Origin of the sequence: Caulobacter ginsengisoli, from assembly GCF_030814835.1 — a bacterium.
Classification (GTDB): domain Bacteria; phylum Pseudomonadota; class Alphaproteobacteria; order Caulobacterales; family Caulobacteraceae; genus Caulobacter; species Caulobacter ginsengisoli.
Genome location: NZ_JAUSVS010000009.1, coordinates 102,052 through 116,761 on the forward strand (window position 1 = coordinate 102,052; position 14,710 = coordinate 116,761).

The window sequence follows — 14,710 nt, forward strand, 5'->3', positions numbered from 1 at the left end:
TGCTGAGCTGCCGCGCCCACTGGAAACAGTGTCGGAGGCGCCGAGCCTGCGCTCAAAACACCTGGGTCCCCGCTTTCGCGGGGATGAGCGGATAAAAGGAAAGCCTATGGCCAGCCTGACTCCCATCCTGCTGCTGGGCGCGGGTCGCATGGGCGGGGCGCTGATTTCTGGCTGGCGGAGCGCGGGAACCTTCAAAGACGCTGACCTGATGGTCCGCGATCCCCATCCCGGACCGGAAGCGGCTGTATTGGCTCAGCCTGATGACGCGGGCCTCGCCCAGGCCAAAACCGTGCTGCTGGCCGTCAAGCCGCAGCTCTGGCGCGCCGCCGCCGCCATCGCTCCGCATCTCGCCCCCGACGCCGTCATCGTCTCCATCGCCGCCGGGGTGGGTCTGAACGATATCGCCCAGGCCTTCGGCGGCCGGCGGGTGGCGCGGGTGATGCCCAACACCGCCGTGGCCATCAACCAGGGCGTGGCCAGCCTCTACGCCCCCGATCCCGAGGCCCGCGCCCGGGCCGAGGCGATGTTCGCGCCGGTGGCCAAGGTCGTGCCGCTGGAAAGCGAGGACCTGATGCATGCGGCGACGGCGGTCGCCGGCTCGGGCCCGGCCTATCTCTACGCCTTCGTCGAGGCCCTGGCCGCCGCCGGCCTTGAGGCCGGACTGACGGCGGAAGCGGCCAGCGACATGGCCCGTTCGATGGTGATCGGCTCGGCGGCCCTGATGGCCCGGAGCGACGAGGACCCCGCCGAACTGCGCCGCCAGGTCACCTCGCCGGGCGGCACCACCCAGGCGGCGCTGGAGGTGCTGACCCCACCGCTGGGGCCCTTGATGACGGATGCGGTGGCGGCGGCGGTGAGGCGGTCGAGGGAGCTGGGCTAGCCCGGCAACCGGATGATCGCGCGCAGCCCGCCCAGCGGCGCCCGGTCCAGCGTCAAATCCCCGCCATGCCCCCGCGCCACGTCTCGCGCGATGGCCAAGCCAAGGCCGACGCCCTTTTCGTTCTGGTTGCGCGACTCATCCAGCCGGTTGAACGGCTTGAAGGCGTCCTCATAGTGCTCGGGCGCGATGCCTGGGCCGTCGTCGTCGATGAGGATCTCGACGCCGCCGGCCGGGGTGGTGCGGACGCTGACCTCGACATGCTCGCCATGCACGGCGGCGTTCATCACCAGGTTGGCCAGGGCGCGTTTCAGGGCATTGGGCCGCACGCTGACCGACAGCGAGGGGTCGGCGGTCAGGGTGACCTTGCCGCCGGCGCGGACGGCGCCCTCGACCACCTCCTCGATCAGTCCGGCCAACCGCACCAGCTCGACCGCCTCGCCGCCCTCGCCGCGGGCGAAGGCGAGGTATTCGTCGATCATGTGCTCCATTTCGGAGAGGTCGCGTTTCATGTCCTCGATGCGGCGCGAGGGCTCGGCCAGGGCCAGTTCGAGCTTCAGACGGGTCAGGGGGGTGCGCAGGTCGTGGCTGACCGAGGCCAGCAGGGCGGTGCGCTGGTCGATATGGCGCTGGATGCGGGACTTCATGGCCAGGAAGGCCTGGGCCGCCTGCCGCACCTCGCGCGCGCCATAGGGCTTGAAGTCGGGCTGGTCGTCGCCCCGCCCGAAGGCGTCGGCGGCGCTGGCCAGGCGCTCGATGGCCCGGACCTGGTTGCGGATGAACAGCACGGCGATGGCGGTCAGCAGGAAGGTGGCGATGGCCAGCCACAGCACGAAGATGTGGCCCTGGGTGGCGTAGGCGCGCTCGCGGTTGGCGATGATCCGCAGCAGCGCGCCGTCCTTCATCTGCACCCGGATGTCGACATAGGCCGGGTAGCGGGTGGTGCTGAACCAGTAGGGGTTGTCGAGATGCTCGCCCAGCGCCTTGTCCAGGGTGCGGTCGACCCGGGCGAACAGCGAGGGGTGACGGTTGGCCGGCAAGGCCTTGCGCCAGACGTCGATGGAAAGGCCCAGCGAATCCTCGGCCCGCTTGGCCAGGCGCGCGACCGCCGGTTTGCTGGGATCGGCCTGATACTCGTCGGCGACCCAGGCGATGTCGCCGGCCAGGCCGTCGGAGAGGCGGCTGGTGACGGTCTGCCAATGGGCGTCGAAGAACACCCAGGTCACCGCCACCTGCATGATGGCCACCGGCAGGATGATGATCAGCAGCGAGCGGCCGAACAGCGAGGTGGGCAGCCACCGCTTGATCTGGCGGGGGATGAAGATTTTCAATCGTCGCGGCAGCGACATCTGTGGCGCCAAGTCCTAGTCCGGCGCCAGACGGTAGCCGACGCCCCGGACGGTCTGAAGATAGCGCGGATTTTTCGGATCGTCCTCGATCTTCCGCCTCAGGCGGGTGACCTGGACATCGACGGCCCGGCCGCTGGCGTCGGCGGTGTCCCGGGCCAGCTCCCAGCGGTCGACCGGGGCGTTGGCGGCCCGGGCCAGGGTGCGCAGCAGTTCGACCTCGGCCTCGGTCAGCCGGATGGGGGCGCCATCGCGCGTGAGCTCGCCCCGGCCGGAGTCGAACGCGCAGCGGCCCATGGTCAGCACCTGGGGGCCGGTGTCGCGGGGACCGGCCCTGCGCAGGATGGCCTCGATGCGCAGCAGCAGTTCCTGCGGCTCGAAGGGCTTGGGCAGATAGTCGTCGGCGCCGGCGGTCAGGCCCTCGATGCGGTCGCCGCCCTCGCCCTTGGCGGTCAGCATCAGGATGGGGGTGCGGCCGGCCTCGCCGGCCTGGCTGCGGACTCTGCGGGTGAAGGCGAAACCGTCCTCGCCGGGCATCATCACGTCCAGCACCAGCAGGTCGAAGTCCAGGGTCTGCATCAGCCGCCCGGCCGCCTCGCCATGCGGGGCGACGGTGACGCGGAAGCCGGCGCGGGTCAGGAATTCCTTCAGCAGGTTCCTGATGCGGTCGTCGTCGTCGACGACCAGCAGGTGGCGGTCGGGCTTGGCGTTCATTCAGCTGTCCTCCCGACGCTGGCCGACGGTGAGGCGCGGGCCGGCCAGCGAGGCCAGGATGCGCCGCGCCGCCCCGACCCCGTCAAGGCCGCCGTCGCGATAGGCCCGGGCCAGCAGGATGCGCAGCCGCTCGCTGACCCGGTTCTCGAAGGCCTCGCCCTCGGCGGTTAGGCTGGCCGGCCGGCGGCGGGCGTCCAGTTCCGCGGCGGTCTTGGCGACCAGGCCGGCCTTTTCGAGCTCGGCCAGGGTGCGGCTGGCGGCCTGCTTGGAGTAGCCGGTGAGCTTCGCCAGCTCGCGCACCCCCACCCCCGGCCGGCGGCGCAGCAGGAAGGCGGCGCGCCAGTGCGGCCGGCCCAACCCCTTGGCCTCGGCCTCCAAGGCGGTGTCCACCGCCGCCCACAGCGCCGCCTCGGCCAGGAGCAGAAGCTCCAATCCGAGGTCCAATTCGTCTTCGCGCAGGATCAGGCGAGGATCGGCGGTGGTATTCATGCTAGAGCGGCAATTCGTTTGACCGGGCCCCAGGAGGGGGCCATTGAGGGGTTGAACGTAGCTAGGAGAAATAAACCCGATGTCTCTGGTTCCCTTCGACGATCGTGACGGCTGGATCTGGCTTGACGGGCAATTCGTGCCCTGGCGCGAAGCGAAGGTGCACGTACTGACCCATGCGCTCCACTATGCCTCGGCGGTGTTCGAGGGCGAGCGGATGTATAACGGGACCATCTTCGAGCTGACGGCCCATACCGAGCGGCTGTTCAAATCGGCGGAAATCCTCGACTTCAAGATCCCCTTCACGGTGGCCGAGATCGACGAGGCCTGCAAGGCGACCTGCGCCAAGAACGGCTTCACAGACTGTTACCTTCGTCCCATCGCCTGGCGGGGGACCGAGCAGATCGGCGTCTCGGCCCAGCAGACCAAGATCCACGTGGCCATCGCCGTGTGGTCCTGGCCCGACTACTTCCCCGCGGAGCAGAAGCGTAAGGGCATCCGCTTGACCCACGCCCTCTACAAGCGCCCCTCGCCCGAGACGGCGCCGACGGCGTCCAAGGCGGTGGGCCTCTACATGATCTGCACGATCAGCAAGCACGCGGCCGAGCGCGACGGCTATGCCGACGCCCTGATGCTGGATTGGCGCGGCTATATCGCCGAGTCGACCGGCGCCAACATCTTCCTGATCCGCGACGGGGTGATCCACACCCCCACCCCCGACTGCTTCCTGGACGGCATCACCCGCCGCACGGTGATCCGCCTGGCCCGGGAAAAGGGCTTCGAGGTGGTGGAGCGGCACATCCCGGGTGAAGAGCTGGGGACCTTCTCGGAGGTCTTCCTGGTCGGCACCGCCGCCGAGGTCACCCCGGTGTCGGAAATCGGCGAGCACCGCTATCAGCCGGGCAATATCTCGCTGGCGCTGATGGATGACTATGCCAAGCTGGTGCGCGGCGAACTGGTGAACGCCTAGGCTGAAAAGGGCGGACGCGGCTCACCGCCGCGCCTGCCTGTGGCCGGGCCGGAGGGGGCGATGACCGAGGAAAGCAGGGTGCGGCCTCGCCGGGAGGTCTGGCTGTTCTTCATCCTGACCTTCGTCATCTCCTGGGGCGCGGGCGGTGTCGCCCTGCTGCTGAAGTCCCAGCTCGAGCCGATCCTGGGCCCGCTCGGACCCCATCATCCCCTGTTCTACGTGGCTGGATGGGCCCCGACGCTCGCGGCGGTGATCCTGACAATAGCGCTGCAGGGCTGGGCAGGCCTGAAGGTCCTGTTCGGGCGGCTGTTGGTCCCGTTTCAGCTCCGCTGGCTGGTCGTCGCGGCCCTGTTCATTCCGGCGATCGCCCTGGCGCTCACCGCCCTGCCGCTGCTGGGCTTTGGCCCCTGGCCGGTAACGCCGCGAATGATCTTCGTGGCGCTGCCCATGGTGCTGTTCGGCACGGCCCAGATCGTCGCCAATACCGGCCCCCTGGGCGAGGAGCTGGGCTGGCGCGGCTATGCGCTGCCGCGCTTGCTCGAGCGGACCAGCGCCTTCATCGCGGCGCTGGTCATCGGCCTGTTCTGGGTTCTCTGGCATGTGCCGGCCTTCTTCATCTCCGGCGTGATGGGCGCCTCGATCAGCGGTTTCGGCTGGTGGGCGCTCGACACCCTGGCGCTCTCGGTGCTGATGACCTGGCTGTTCCTGCGCGCCAACGGCAATGTGCTGGTCGCCGGCATGGTCCCGCATTTCGTGATCAACGGCATGGGCGCGGTGGCCGCCCTGCTGGCCCGCCCGCCAGAGGCGGCCGCGATGGCGATGGTCGCCCTGACGGTGGTTGTTCTGGATCGACGGCGGATGCTGGTCAGGCCAGCCGGGATTCCAGCTCGGCCAGACGCTCGCGGGTGACGGCGAGGTCGGCGCCATAGGCGGCCGGGTCGGCGGCGGCCAGGGCGCCGGCGATATCGAAGCTTTCCTTGTAGAGGGTCAGGGCCCGGACCCGGTGGCCGCGGTCCTCGCGGGCGTCGGCCAGCCGTTCGAGCGCCAGGGAGAGGGCGCGCCGGTCGCCGGGGGCGGACGAGGCGGCGACCACCTGGCGGCGCAGGGCGACGACCTCCTCATAGGCCTCCAGGGCGGCGTCCAGCCGGCCCTCGTCCGAAGCGATATCGCCCACCCCGGTCAGGGCGCTGGCCAGGGCGCCGGCCGAGCGGGGATCGGTGGGGGCGGCGACCAGCAGGGCGCGGCCGTGGCCGGCGGCCTCGTCATAGGCTTCCTGCGCCTCGTCCAGCCGGCCCTGGGCCCGGACCAGGTCCCCCAGGTCGATGGCGGCCAGCAGCCGCTCGTGATCGTCAGCCGCTAATGCGGGAAGCCGCCGCGCGAGGGCGGCGGCTTGCAGCCAATCTTCCCGGCGGGCCAGGTCGTGCAGCTCGGCGCGCAGGGCGACGAAGCTGCCCGACACAGCGGGCTCGGGTCTTGGCGGCGGCACGGCGGGGGCTACCGGCTCGGCGGCTTCGGGCGCCAGCACGGCCTCCGCCCCATGCGGATCAGCCGCCGGCGCGGGGTCGGCCGCTCCGAAGTCGACTACATACTGGCTGGACCTAGCTTTTTTTTTACGGCCGCCGCCGCCGGGGCCCTTGGGCATCAGGCCGGCGATGAACACCACCACGCCCAGCAGGATGGCGGCCCCGCCCACGACCATGCGCTCGGGCTCGAAGGCGCCCAGCGGCAGCGGCGGCAGATAGGCGCCCACCAGGCCGGTCGGCTGAAGAATGGCCCAGCCCAGGGCCGCCAACCCCAGGCCCAGCAACAGGCCGACTATCCGCGCGATCATGTCCGTGTCCCCTCCGACCGTCCGTGGAGAACACGGTCCGGGCGCGATGGGGCGGGGTCAAAACTGCTCGCCCCTCAGGAGAGGGTCGAGGGGCGAGGCGTTCGATTCTTGGGCGGAAAGCGGGTCGGGCGCCTTCAGAACAGCCAGGATTGCGGCCGGGGATAGGCCTCGTCCTTGAGCAGATAGTAGCCGCCCAGCACGCAGCGGACGGCGCTCCAGGCGATCACCGAGCCGCAGATGGTGACGCCGACGGCGATCATCGGGAAGCCGATCAGCACCAGCATCAGGGGCAGGCCGAAGATGATCAGCGCCAGGCCGATCAGGAACCAGCCGATGCTCAGCCAGAAGGTCCGGATGATGAAGGTGTAGTGGGTCTGCATCTTGGGGCTGGCGTCGGCCCGGTTGAAATAGGCGATCAGCAGGCCGAACAGCACCGTCACCCCATGGGTCAGGCCAATCAGGTAGAGGATATAGGCCACGGCCGGCAGCACGCGCTCTTCATGCGTGGCGGCGCTGGGCGTGGCGGGAGCGGCCACGGGGTCGCTGGTCTCGGTCATCGGATCGTCTCCAGATCGGAAGCCCATTTTCGCGCGGGCGGCGAGGCGCGGCAAGTGAAGCTCGCGTCATGAACGATTATCAACCCGGCAGGCTTCTGGGCGTTTCCCGGCGGGCTTGGATCAGAGCGCTTCAACTCCGCCTCCGTAGGGGGCGGACGGCCCGCCCGAGGCGCGCATCGAGCGCGCCCGTGGCCGGCCCGGTGGGGGTGTTCGACCCAGGGTGGTGGTCAGGGCCGTGCTTCACCGGCCGCGTCCAGAAGTCTGGCAATACGTCCGAGATCAATCTCAGCCGATCAATGCCCCTGCCCGAAGACCCCCACCTGACCGCGCTCTGGCGCGGTCGTCCGCCCCCTACGGGGGCGGAGTTTGGAGGCGCGCCCACTTTCGTGGCTCATCCTGGCCGGGAAACCCCCTAGCCCAGAAGACCGGGGGGGATATGTCGTGGATCGAAGGCGCCGCCGTCGCGGCCAAGCCATGGCGTGACGGCGAAGATCAGGATCAGGCCGAACGAGAGGCGGGCGGCCAGGGCTATGCCCAGGCCCGCCATGCCGGCGGCCAGCGAGGCCAGCAGCAGCGCCCCGATCCCCAGGCCCAGCAGGCCGGCGGTCAGGGTCAGCAACTCGCGCTGGGCGAAGGCGGTGGTGGTGAAGCGGGCGCCAGGCGCGGCGTCGGCGGCGACGGCGGCGATGGCGCGGATCAGCGGCGCGAAGCTGGCCGCGCCATTCGAGCCGCGCAGGCCATGCGAGGGGATGGTCGCCCGGGCGGCGGCAAAGGTCAGCCAGGCCACCCGCCCCCGGCCGCCGGGGGCCACCGACAGGCGCAGCCGCCTCAACGTGCTGAGCGGCAGGGGCCGCTCGATCCGGCCGCGCCGCTCGATCAGCATGTCGCCGTCCAGGGTCCAGCTGGTCTCCGGCTGCAGCGGGGCGAGGCGCGCCCAGTGGGTGAACAAGGGCTCCGGCGGCGCCATCGGCTAGAGGTCGTTCAGGCTGTCGTCGGCCCGCCGGGCCCAGGCGCCGGGGGACCAGTCGATGCTCGCGAGGTCGGCGGCTGTCAGGCTGCAGGCGTTGGTCGGGGTTTCCTGCACCCGCACGGCCTCGGCGGCGAAGAGGCCGTCCGCTTCCAGGAAAGCTGTGAGTTTGCGCAGGAAGCCGATGGCCAGGGCCTCGGTGGTCGGATCGCCGTCGAAGGTCATGATCCGGGGCAGGCGGTCGGGTTCATGCTCACGGAAATAGCCCAGCAGCGGATCGGCCAGGCTGAGCTGGAAGGCGTGGTCGACGGCATTGTCGATCCAGCCGTGCCAGCGGCCCTTGGCGTGCTCGAAGGCGGCGGTCATGTTCGAGCCGCCGAAATCCATCGGCTGGAGCGGCCGCAGGGTGACGCTGACCAGCTCGTCATGGCCATGCGGGGTCAGGCACTTGCCGCTGGGATCGCTCAGCAGGCGGTGGGCCATGGAATAACGGCGGGAAAACTCTAGTCGCACCATCACAAGGTCTCGTCGAAGGCCACGTCGCGGGGCCGGCCAACCAGGCTCTCGGCGCCGTCGACGGTCAGGATCTGGCCGGCAAAGGAAGGGGTCTCGACGATAAAGCGCAGGGCGCGCGCCAGGTCGTCGGGGCTGGACGTGACGCCCATGGGCGTGGCGGCGCCGGCCTTGGGCAGGGCTTCGGCGGGCAGGTCGTCGCTGGGCAGGGTGGCGCCGGGCGCGATGCCGCAAACCCGCACCCGGGGCGCCAGGGCCATGGTCAGGGTCTGGGTCAGGCCGGCCAGGGCCACCTTGCCGGCCGTGTAGGAGAAGTAGTCCGGATTGGGGAAATGGACCTTCTGGTCCAGCAGATTGACCACCAGGCCTTCATTGCCGTCCGCCGCGAAGGCCTGGATCAGGAAGATCGGGGCGGTCAGGTTGCTGTCGACGGCGGCGCGCCAGGAGGCCTCGGTCGCGGTCTGCACGGTGTCGTAGCTGAAGGTCGAGGCGTTGTTGACCAGCAGGTCCAGCCGCCCGAACCGCGCCCGCACCGCCGCGACCAGGGCGGCCGGAGCGCCGGGCTTCGTCAGCTCGGCCTGGAAGACGTCGCAGTCGGGGCCTAGCTCGGCGGCCAGGGCGCGGGCCTCGGCCTCGCCGCCGCGATAGTGGATGGCCACCGCATAGCCCATGGCCGCGCACTCCCGCGCCAGCCGCGCGCCGATGCGCCGGGCCGCGCCGGTGATCAGGGCTACCTTTTTGGCTGAGGAAGTCACTCGGCTCTCGGCCGATGGCGGAACCATTCGACCCCGGCGGCGGCGGCCTCGGGGAAGATGTCCGGCTTGACGATGCGCACGCGGCAGGCCTCGACCAGCGGGTCCTCGAAGCTGAACTCGACCAGCTCGGCGACCAGGGTTTCGAGGAGGTCGATGTGGTCGCGCCGCGGCCAGGTCAGCAGGTGCTTGCGCACCCGGTCATAATCGACGAAGGCGCGAGGCTGGGCCGGATCGAACCGGGCGGTGGTCCACAGCTCGACGGTGACCAGCAGGCGGTTGGGCTGATCGGGGTCGCGCTCCCAGTCGTGCAGGCCGCAGCGCACGAAGATTTCGGCGTCCTCGATGAGGATGCGCTGGTGGTCGGACCAGCCGCGCCAATCGGTTGAGAGAGCAGGGGGCGTAAATTGGGTCATGCGGGCTCACGAAACGGGCCGGTCGTCCCGGCGTCCCAAGGTGAAAGCCGCCCGCTGTCCCGGGTCGCCTTCGAAGGCAGATCAGTCGACGCTGTGGAACTCGAAAAAGTTCAGGGCGCAGATCACGCCCAGGAAGATGACAATAACGCCGATGGCGACCATGGGGGCGACTCCGAAGATTTCGCCCCGGCTTTAGCGAGATGAGGGGCGACCGGCAAGGGTGCGGCGCGGTAGATTGCCGTTCATGCTCTGGCGCCGCCGTGTCGAACCCATTCTTCGCCCGCTGATCTTCGCCTGGTTCAAGCTGAGCCGGGGCCTGACGCTGGGCGTGCGCGGTATCGTGCGGGACGCTGAGGGACGGGTTCTGCTGATCGAGCACACCTACACCCACGGCTGGTTCCTGCCGGGCGGCGGGGTGGAGCGGGGCGAGAGCGCCGAGGAATCCCTGGCCCGCGAGCTGGTCGAAGAGGCGGGCGTGCGGCTGACCGGCCGGGCCCGGCTGGTCTCGATCCATTCGAACGATACCTATCACAGGGGCGACCATGTGCTGGTCTATCTGGTCGAGGGCTGGGAGCCCTGCCCGCCGACCCAGAAGGGCGAGATCCACCAGATCGGCTGGTTCGCCCTGGACGCCCTGCCCGAGACCCTCAAGCCCGGCCACCGCCGGCGGCTGGCCGAGGTGTTTGGCGAGGCCGACGCGGATGTGCTCTGGTAGGCGAAACATTCCGGGGAAACGCCATGCCGCTGACGCCCATCGCCACCGCGAGCTTCCAGAAGATCGCCGTCGGCATCGACCGGCCCGAGGACGTGGTGGTGGGCAAGGACGGGCGGATCTTCGCCTCCGACCACCAGTGCGCGGTCGCCGAGATCCACCCGGACGGCAGCTTCACGCGGATGGGACCGCAGGGCGGGGCGCCCAACGGTATCAATATGGATCCGCAGGGCCGGGTGCTGATCGCCAACTTCGGCATCTATGACAGGCAGGAGGGGCCGCTGCAGCGGTTCGATCCGGCTACGGGAAAGCACGAAAACCTGCTGACAGAGGTGGGCGGAAAACGCCTGACCTCGGCCAACTATCCGGTCATGGACCGCGACGGCAACATCTGGTGCGCCAACTCTACCCATGCCGAGACCTGGCCCCAGGCGCTGGATGGCCGCACCGACGGCTTCATCTTCGTGCTGCGGCCGGATGGCTCGAGCAGCATCGAGGCCGAGGGGCTGAAGTTTCCCAACGGCATGGCGCTGTCGGCCGACGAGGCTTGGCTCTACTGCGCCCAGACCAGCGGGGCGGACGTCATGCGCTTTCCCATCCGGCCCGGCGGCCCGCTGGGTCCGGGCAAGCGCTACGGCCCGGTGCTGGGCCGGCTTTCGGACAAGGACGGCCACCCGGACCTCGGCTACACCGATGGCGTCGGCATGGACGCCGAGGGCAACCTCTGGGTCTGTCTGCCGGCCGACAACAAGGTGGTGGCCATCACCCCGGCCGGCGCGGTGGAGACGGTGATCCACGATCCGTCGGGCGAGACCGTGAACCATCCGACCAATGTCACCTGGGGCGGGGCGGACCTGAAGGACCTCTATATCGGCTCGATCCGGGCCGGCTATGTCGTCAAGGGGCGCAGTCCGGTGGCGGGGCTGGCGCTGATCCACCAGCGATGAGCCCCTTCCAGCTCTGGGCGCTGGTCGGGATCGCCCTCTGGCTGCTGGCGGTGGTGGTGCGGTTCCGCCGCTCGACGCCGGTGCTGGTCGGCGGGCTGGCCCTGGCCGGCCTCTATGCCCTGGGCGGCCTGTGGCTTGGCTGGACCAGCCTGGATGGGCTTGGCCTGACGGCGCCGTCCATCTGGATCGCGGGCCTCACCCTGGCCTGGCTGCTGCTGATGCTGGCGCTGAGCCCGCTCGCCGACCGCCTCGCCAGCGCCCTGATCGCCGCGCCGCCCACGCTGGGGGCCTTCAAGGCGATCCAGCAGTCGCGGGCCAAGCTGGCGATCGGCATCGCGGTCGCCTGGCTGCTGGGCGGCTTCCTGGAGGAGTTGGTGTTCCGCGGCCTGGTGCTGCGAGCGGTGGAGGCGGGCGCCGCCCCCTGGCTGGTCGGGCCGGCGGCCAACGGCTTGGCCATCGTCGTCGCGGCCCTGGGCGCGGGGGTTATCCACCTCTACCAGGGCCCAAGAGCGGCCTTGATCATCGTCCAGCTGTCGATGCTGTTTGGGCTGCTGTTCGTGCTCAGCGGCTACAATCTGTGGAGCGTCATCGTCTGCCACGGCCTCTACGACACGGTGGCCTTCATCCGCTTCGCCATGGGCAAGTCGAAATACTCCAAGCCCGCTGACTAACTATTTCACCCGCGCCAGCATCAGCCCGTCCCAGCCCTTGGAGCCGACCGTCTGGATGGCGGTCGCCTCGACGCGCGGCTCGGCGGCCAAGCGTTCCATCAGCCGCCGCACGCCCTGCACGGCGCTGTCACCGTCCGGATCGATCACCGCGCCGTGCCGCACGACATTGTCGACCACGATCAGCCCGCCCGGCCGGGTCAGCCGCAGGGCATGGTCGAAATAGCCGGCGTTGTTCTGCTTGTCGGCGTCGATGAAGCTGAAATCCAGCGGCCCCTCGACGGCGTCCAGCAGGTCGAGCGCCGGCCCGACCCGCACCTCGGCGCGCTCGGCAAGGCCGGCATGGGCGAGGTTGGCCCTGGCCACCTCGGCGTGCCTGGCGTCGATCTCCAGGCTGACCAGCCGGCCGTCGGCGGGCAGGGCCCGGGCCAGCCAGATGGTCGAATAGCCGCCCAGCGTTCCGACCTCCAGGATCCGCCGCGCCCCGACCGACAGGGCCAGCAGATAGAGCAGCCTGCCCTGGTTGGGGGCCACGGCGATGCGGGGCAGGCCGGCCGCGTCGCTGGCGGCCAGGGCGGCGGTCAGGGCTTCGTCCTGCGGGACAAGGGCCTCACACAGGTAGTCGTCGACGGCGGTCCATTGTGTCTGGGGCATGGCCCATTCTAGGCTTGGGTCCAGGGAGAGCCAGATGAAAACAACAGATATCGCCTATGAAGCCGACGGGGCCTCGATGATCGGGACCCTGGCCACGCCGGACAATCTGACCGGCAAGGTTCCCGGCATTCTGGTCTGCCATGAGGGACCCGGTCTCAACGATCACGCTCGCGATATCGCCAAACGGCTGGCCGAGGCGGGCTATGTCGCCTTCGCCATGGACTATCACGGCGGCGGCCAGGCCCTGACCGACATGGGCGAGGCCATGAAGCGGATCATGGCCTGGATGGCCGATCCGACCGGCATCCGGGCCCGGGCGACGGCGGCGCTGGGCGTGCTGAAGGCCCAGCCTGGCGTGGACACGGGCCGGCTGGCGGCCATCGGCTACTGCTTCGGCGGCACGACCTCGCTGGAGCTGGCCCGGCAGGGCGAGGATCTCAAGGCGGTGGTCGGCTTCCATTCGGGCCTGGGCACGGCCCGGCCGCAGGACGCGGGCAACATCAAGGGGAAGGTCCTGGTGCAGATCGGCGCCGATGATCCGATCATCCCGCCCCAGCAGCGGCTGGACTTCGAAAAGGAGATGACCGCCGGCGGCGTCGACTGGCGGCTGCTGCTTTATGGCGGCGCGGGCCACAGCTTCACCAATCCGCTGGTCGACCAGCTGGGCCGGGCCGGGTTCGCCTATAACAAGAGCGCCGACCAGCGCGCCTGGCGGGCGATGATCGACCTGTTCGACGAGGCTTTCGCCTAGGTATCGCGCGGCCAGAGGTCGTAGGTCTCGATCCGGCCGACCTCGGCGATGGCGGCCTGGACGTCGGGCCGGGCCAGGATGGTCTCGAGCCGCTCGCCCATCACCTTGGCGAAGGGCGGGGTAAAGCCGCGGTCGTGGAAGTCCTGCAGGTCGGCGAGCGTGTCGGTGCGTTCCTGCGGATCGGCCAGGCGGCGGATCAGCACCTGGGCGGCGCCGTCGAGGTCGCCGGAACAGACCAGCAGATCCTGCAGGGCGTCGGCGTTGACCGGCCACAGCTTGCGCATCTCGGCGATATTGGCCTGCACCTTGGCGGTATTGCCCAGCTGGGCCTGGGCGCAGCCTTCGACATAGAGCCGCACCATCTGGCCATAGCCGCTCATGCCGCCCACCTTGGCGATGGCCGCCAGGGCCTCCTTGGGCCGGCCCAGGCTGACATACTGGTCGCCGAGATTGAGCACCTGGCTGGTGTTGTCGTCGCCGTTCTCCTGGACCTGGGCCCCCCTGGCCTGGATGGCCAGGGCCTCGTCGACCCGGCCGGCGTCCATCAGGAGGCGGGCCTGGATGTCGTAGAGCCAGTTGCTCTGGTCCTCGAAGTCGGCATAGGCCTTGTCGCCCTTGGCCTTGACCCTGGCGATCGCCGCCTCGATCAGGGCCTGGGCGGCGTCGAACTGACCCAGCCGCCGCATTTCGCCAACCTGGCCCAGCAGCGGTTCCAGCTTGTCGGGCGAGGCCTTGGCGGCCTGGGTCAACTTCGCGAGCTGGGCCAGGGCCGCCCGGCGCGGGTCGAAAGCCGGGTCGCCGCGCCGGACCACAGGATCGAAGCGGCGGTCGGCGCGCATCTCGATGATCTGCTCGGGCGAGGAGACCCTTGCCACCACTGTCCGGGCGCCGGCGACGTCGCCGCGGTCCAGCAGGATGCCGGCGTATTCGGTCCACAGGAAATCGGGTTCGGAAAGCGCCGAGTCGGACTGCCAGCCCAGCCGGAACAGGATGCCGTCGAACTGGGCCAGGGCCTCGCTCGGCTTATCCATTCGCGAAACCAGTTCGTGAATGCCCAGCACCATGTCATGCGGCAGGGCCCGCGCTTCGTCGGGCGAAAGATCAGCCAGCCTGGCCAGGCTGGCCAGCGCCTCGGCGCCGTCGTCCAGGACCGCGGCGGCGTACATGCGGATGAACCAAGTATGGCCCTCGGCCTGCGGCATGGTCGAGGCGATCTTGATCTGGGCCAGGGCCTCGTCGGCATGGTTGGTGACCAGGGCGGCGGTCGCGAACATCAGCAGGATGGCGTGGCGGCGCTCTCCCGTCTGGGCGGCCAGCTCGTCGGTGTTCAGCAGTGGCCTGAGGGCCTGGTACACGCCGGGCCAGTCCTTGGCGCGAACAGCCTGGTCGGCCCGGTCGATGGCCTCCTCGAAATTGCTGGGCGCCTTGCGCGGCACGGCCGGGTTCATCGGCGGCCGCGAACTGGCCGCGACGGTCGCGGATGCGCTGCTGACCGCTACGGCGGCCAGCATCAGAAGCATGATTGGACGCACGAAACTCCCCCCACTTG

At 69.8% G+C, this 14,710-nt stretch carries 18 protein-coding genes; 7 read left to right on the forward strand and 11 right to left on the reverse strand.

All coding sequences use genetic code 11. From position 1 onward, the window contains the following. Nucleotides 1-115 precede the first annotated feature (115 nt). Nucleotides 116-880, forward strand: coding sequence for a pyrroline-5-carboxylate reductase (gene proC / locus QO010_RS19180; RefSeq protein WP_307352068.1), 765 nt, complete (start codon nucleotides 116-118; stop codon nucleotides 878-880). On the opposite strand, the gene QO010_RS19185 is transcribed toward proC, so the two are convergent. From QO010_RS19185 to QO010_RS19195, 3 genes are read right to left on the reverse strand one after another with little or no spacing between them, the layout of a single operon-like run. Further along, nucleotides 877-2,226 carry an ATP-binding protein gene (locus tag QO010_RS19185; protein ID WP_307351862.1) on the reverse strand — a complete coding sequence of 450 codons (1,350 nt, stop codon included), beginning with the start codon at nucleotides 2,224-2,226 and terminating at the stop codon, nucleotides 877-879. The genes proC and QO010_RS19185 overlap by 4 nt on opposite strands. Nucleotides 2,227-2,241: 15 nt before the next feature. Next, on the reverse strand, nucleotides 2,242-2,937 hold the full coding sequence (locus QO010_RS19190) for a response regulator (protein WP_307351863.1): 696 nt from the start codon (nucleotides 2,935-2,937) through the stop codon (nucleotides 2,242-2,244). Further along, on the reverse strand, nucleotides 2,938-3,426 hold the full coding sequence (locus tag QO010_RS19195) for a MarR family winged helix-turn-helix transcriptional regulator (protein ID WP_307351865.1): 489 nt from the start codon (nucleotides 3,424-3,426) through the stop codon (nucleotides 2,938-2,940). 79 nt (nucleotides 3,427-3,505) lie between these two features. On the opposite strand from QO010_RS19195, the gene QO010_RS19200 reads away from it, so the two are divergent. Together QO010_RS19200 and QO010_RS19205 are read left to right on the forward strand one after the other, a co-directional pair. Next, a complete protein-coding gene (locus QO010_RS19200) occupies nucleotides 3,506-4,393 on the forward strand; it encodes a branched-chain amino acid aminotransferase (RefSeq protein WP_307351867.1) in 888 nt (295 codons plus the stop codon). Between the two features lie 60 nt (nucleotides 4,394-4,453). Next, nucleotides 4,454-5,302, forward strand: coding sequence for a CPBP family glutamic-type intramembrane protease (locus QO010_RS19205; RefSeq protein WP_307351869.1), 849 nt, complete (start codon nucleotides 4,454-4,456; stop codon nucleotides 5,300-5,302). Here the strand turns inward: QO010_RS19205 and QO010_RS19210 are convergent. The 6 genes from QO010_RS19210 to QO010_RS19235 form a co-directional block, all read right to left on the reverse strand. Beyond that, a complete protein-coding gene (locus QO010_RS19210) occupies nucleotides 5,259-6,224 on the reverse strand; it encodes a tetratricopeptide repeat protein (protein ID WP_307351870.1) in 966 nt (321 codons plus the stop codon). The two genes, QO010_RS19205 and QO010_RS19210, sit on opposite strands and share 44 nt — an antisense overlap. 134 nt (nucleotides 6,225-6,358) lie before the next feature. Further along, entirely contained in the window at nucleotides 6,359-6,781 is a 423-nt protein-coding gene (locus QO010_RS19215) for a DUF4870 family protein (protein ID WP_307351872.1), read from the reverse strand. A gap of 412 nt (nucleotides 6,782-7,193) precedes the next feature. Then, nucleotides 7,194-7,748 (reverse strand): hypothetical protein, encoded by a 555-nt coding sequence (locus QO010_RS19220; RefSeq protein WP_307351874.1) that lies wholly within the window; start codon nucleotides 7,746-7,748, stop codon nucleotides 7,194-7,196. A gap of 3 nt (nucleotides 7,749-7,751) precedes the next feature. Next, on the reverse strand, nucleotides 7,752-8,264 hold the full coding sequence (locus QO010_RS19225) for a 6-pyruvoyl trahydropterin synthase family protein (protein ID WP_307351876.1): 513 nt from the start codon (nucleotides 8,262-8,264) through the stop codon (nucleotides 7,752-7,754). Further along, nucleotides 8,264-9,016, reverse strand: a complete 753-nt coding sequence (locus tag QO010_RS19230) for an SDR family NAD(P)-dependent oxidoreductase (RefSeq protein WP_307351878.1) — start codon at nucleotides 9,014-9,016, stop codon at nucleotides 8,264-8,266. The genes QO010_RS19225 and QO010_RS19230 overlap by 1 nt, the downstream gene beginning before the upstream one ends. Further along, nucleotides 9,013-9,429: a dihydroneopterin aldolase gene (locus tag QO010_RS19235; protein WP_307351880.1), complete on the reverse strand. Its 417-nt coding sequence runs from the start codon at nucleotides 9,427-9,429 to the stop codon at nucleotides 9,013-9,015. The genes QO010_RS19230 and QO010_RS19235 overlap by 4 nt, the downstream gene beginning before the upstream one ends. A gap of 244 nt (nucleotides 9,430-9,673) precedes the next feature. On the opposite strand from QO010_RS19235, the gene QO010_RS19240 reads away from it, so the two are divergent. The 3 genes from QO010_RS19240 to QO010_RS19250 are packed head-to-tail and all read left to right on the forward strand — an operon-like array spanning nucleotide 9,674 to nucleotide 11,759. Then, nucleotides 9,674-10,144: an NUDIX domain-containing protein gene (locus tag QO010_RS19240; protein ID WP_307351882.1), complete on the forward strand. Its 471-nt coding sequence runs from the start codon at nucleotides 9,674-9,676 to the stop codon at nucleotides 10,142-10,144. A 23-nt stretch (nucleotides 10,145-10,167) separates the two neighbouring features. Continuing rightward, a complete protein-coding gene (locus QO010_RS19245) occupies nucleotides 10,168-11,088 on the forward strand; it encodes an SMP-30/gluconolactonase/LRE family protein (RefSeq protein ID WP_307351884.1) in 921 nt (306 codons plus the stop codon). Next, nucleotides 11,085-11,759, forward strand: coding sequence for a CPBP family intramembrane glutamic endopeptidase (locus tag QO010_RS19250; RefSeq protein WP_307351886.1), 675 nt, complete (start codon nucleotides 11,085-11,087; stop codon nucleotides 11,757-11,759). The genes QO010_RS19245 and QO010_RS19250 overlap by 4 nt, the downstream gene beginning before the upstream one ends. Here QO010_RS19250 and QO010_RS19255 read toward each other — a convergent pair whose 3' ends face one another. Beyond that, a complete protein-coding gene (locus tag QO010_RS19255; protein ID WP_307351888.1) occupies nucleotides 11,760-12,410 on the reverse strand; it encodes an O-methyltransferase in 651 nt (216 codons plus the stop codon). It abuts the gene before it with no gap. A gap of 34 nt (nucleotides 12,411-12,444) precedes the next feature. On the opposite strand from QO010_RS19255, the gene QO010_RS19260 reads away from it, so the two are divergent. Continuing rightward, a complete protein-coding gene (locus tag QO010_RS19260) occupies nucleotides 12,445-13,161 on the forward strand; it encodes a dienelactone hydrolase family protein (protein ID WP_307351890.1) in 717 nt (238 codons plus the stop codon). On the opposite strand, the gene QO010_RS19265 is transcribed toward QO010_RS19260, so the two are convergent. Beyond that, a complete protein-coding gene (locus tag QO010_RS19265) occupies nucleotides 13,158-14,693 on the reverse strand; it encodes a hypothetical protein (protein ID WP_307351891.1) in 1,536 nt (511 codons plus the stop codon). The two genes, QO010_RS19260 and QO010_RS19265, sit on opposite strands and share 4 nt — an antisense overlap. Nucleotides 14,694-14,710 lie beyond the last annotated feature (17 nt).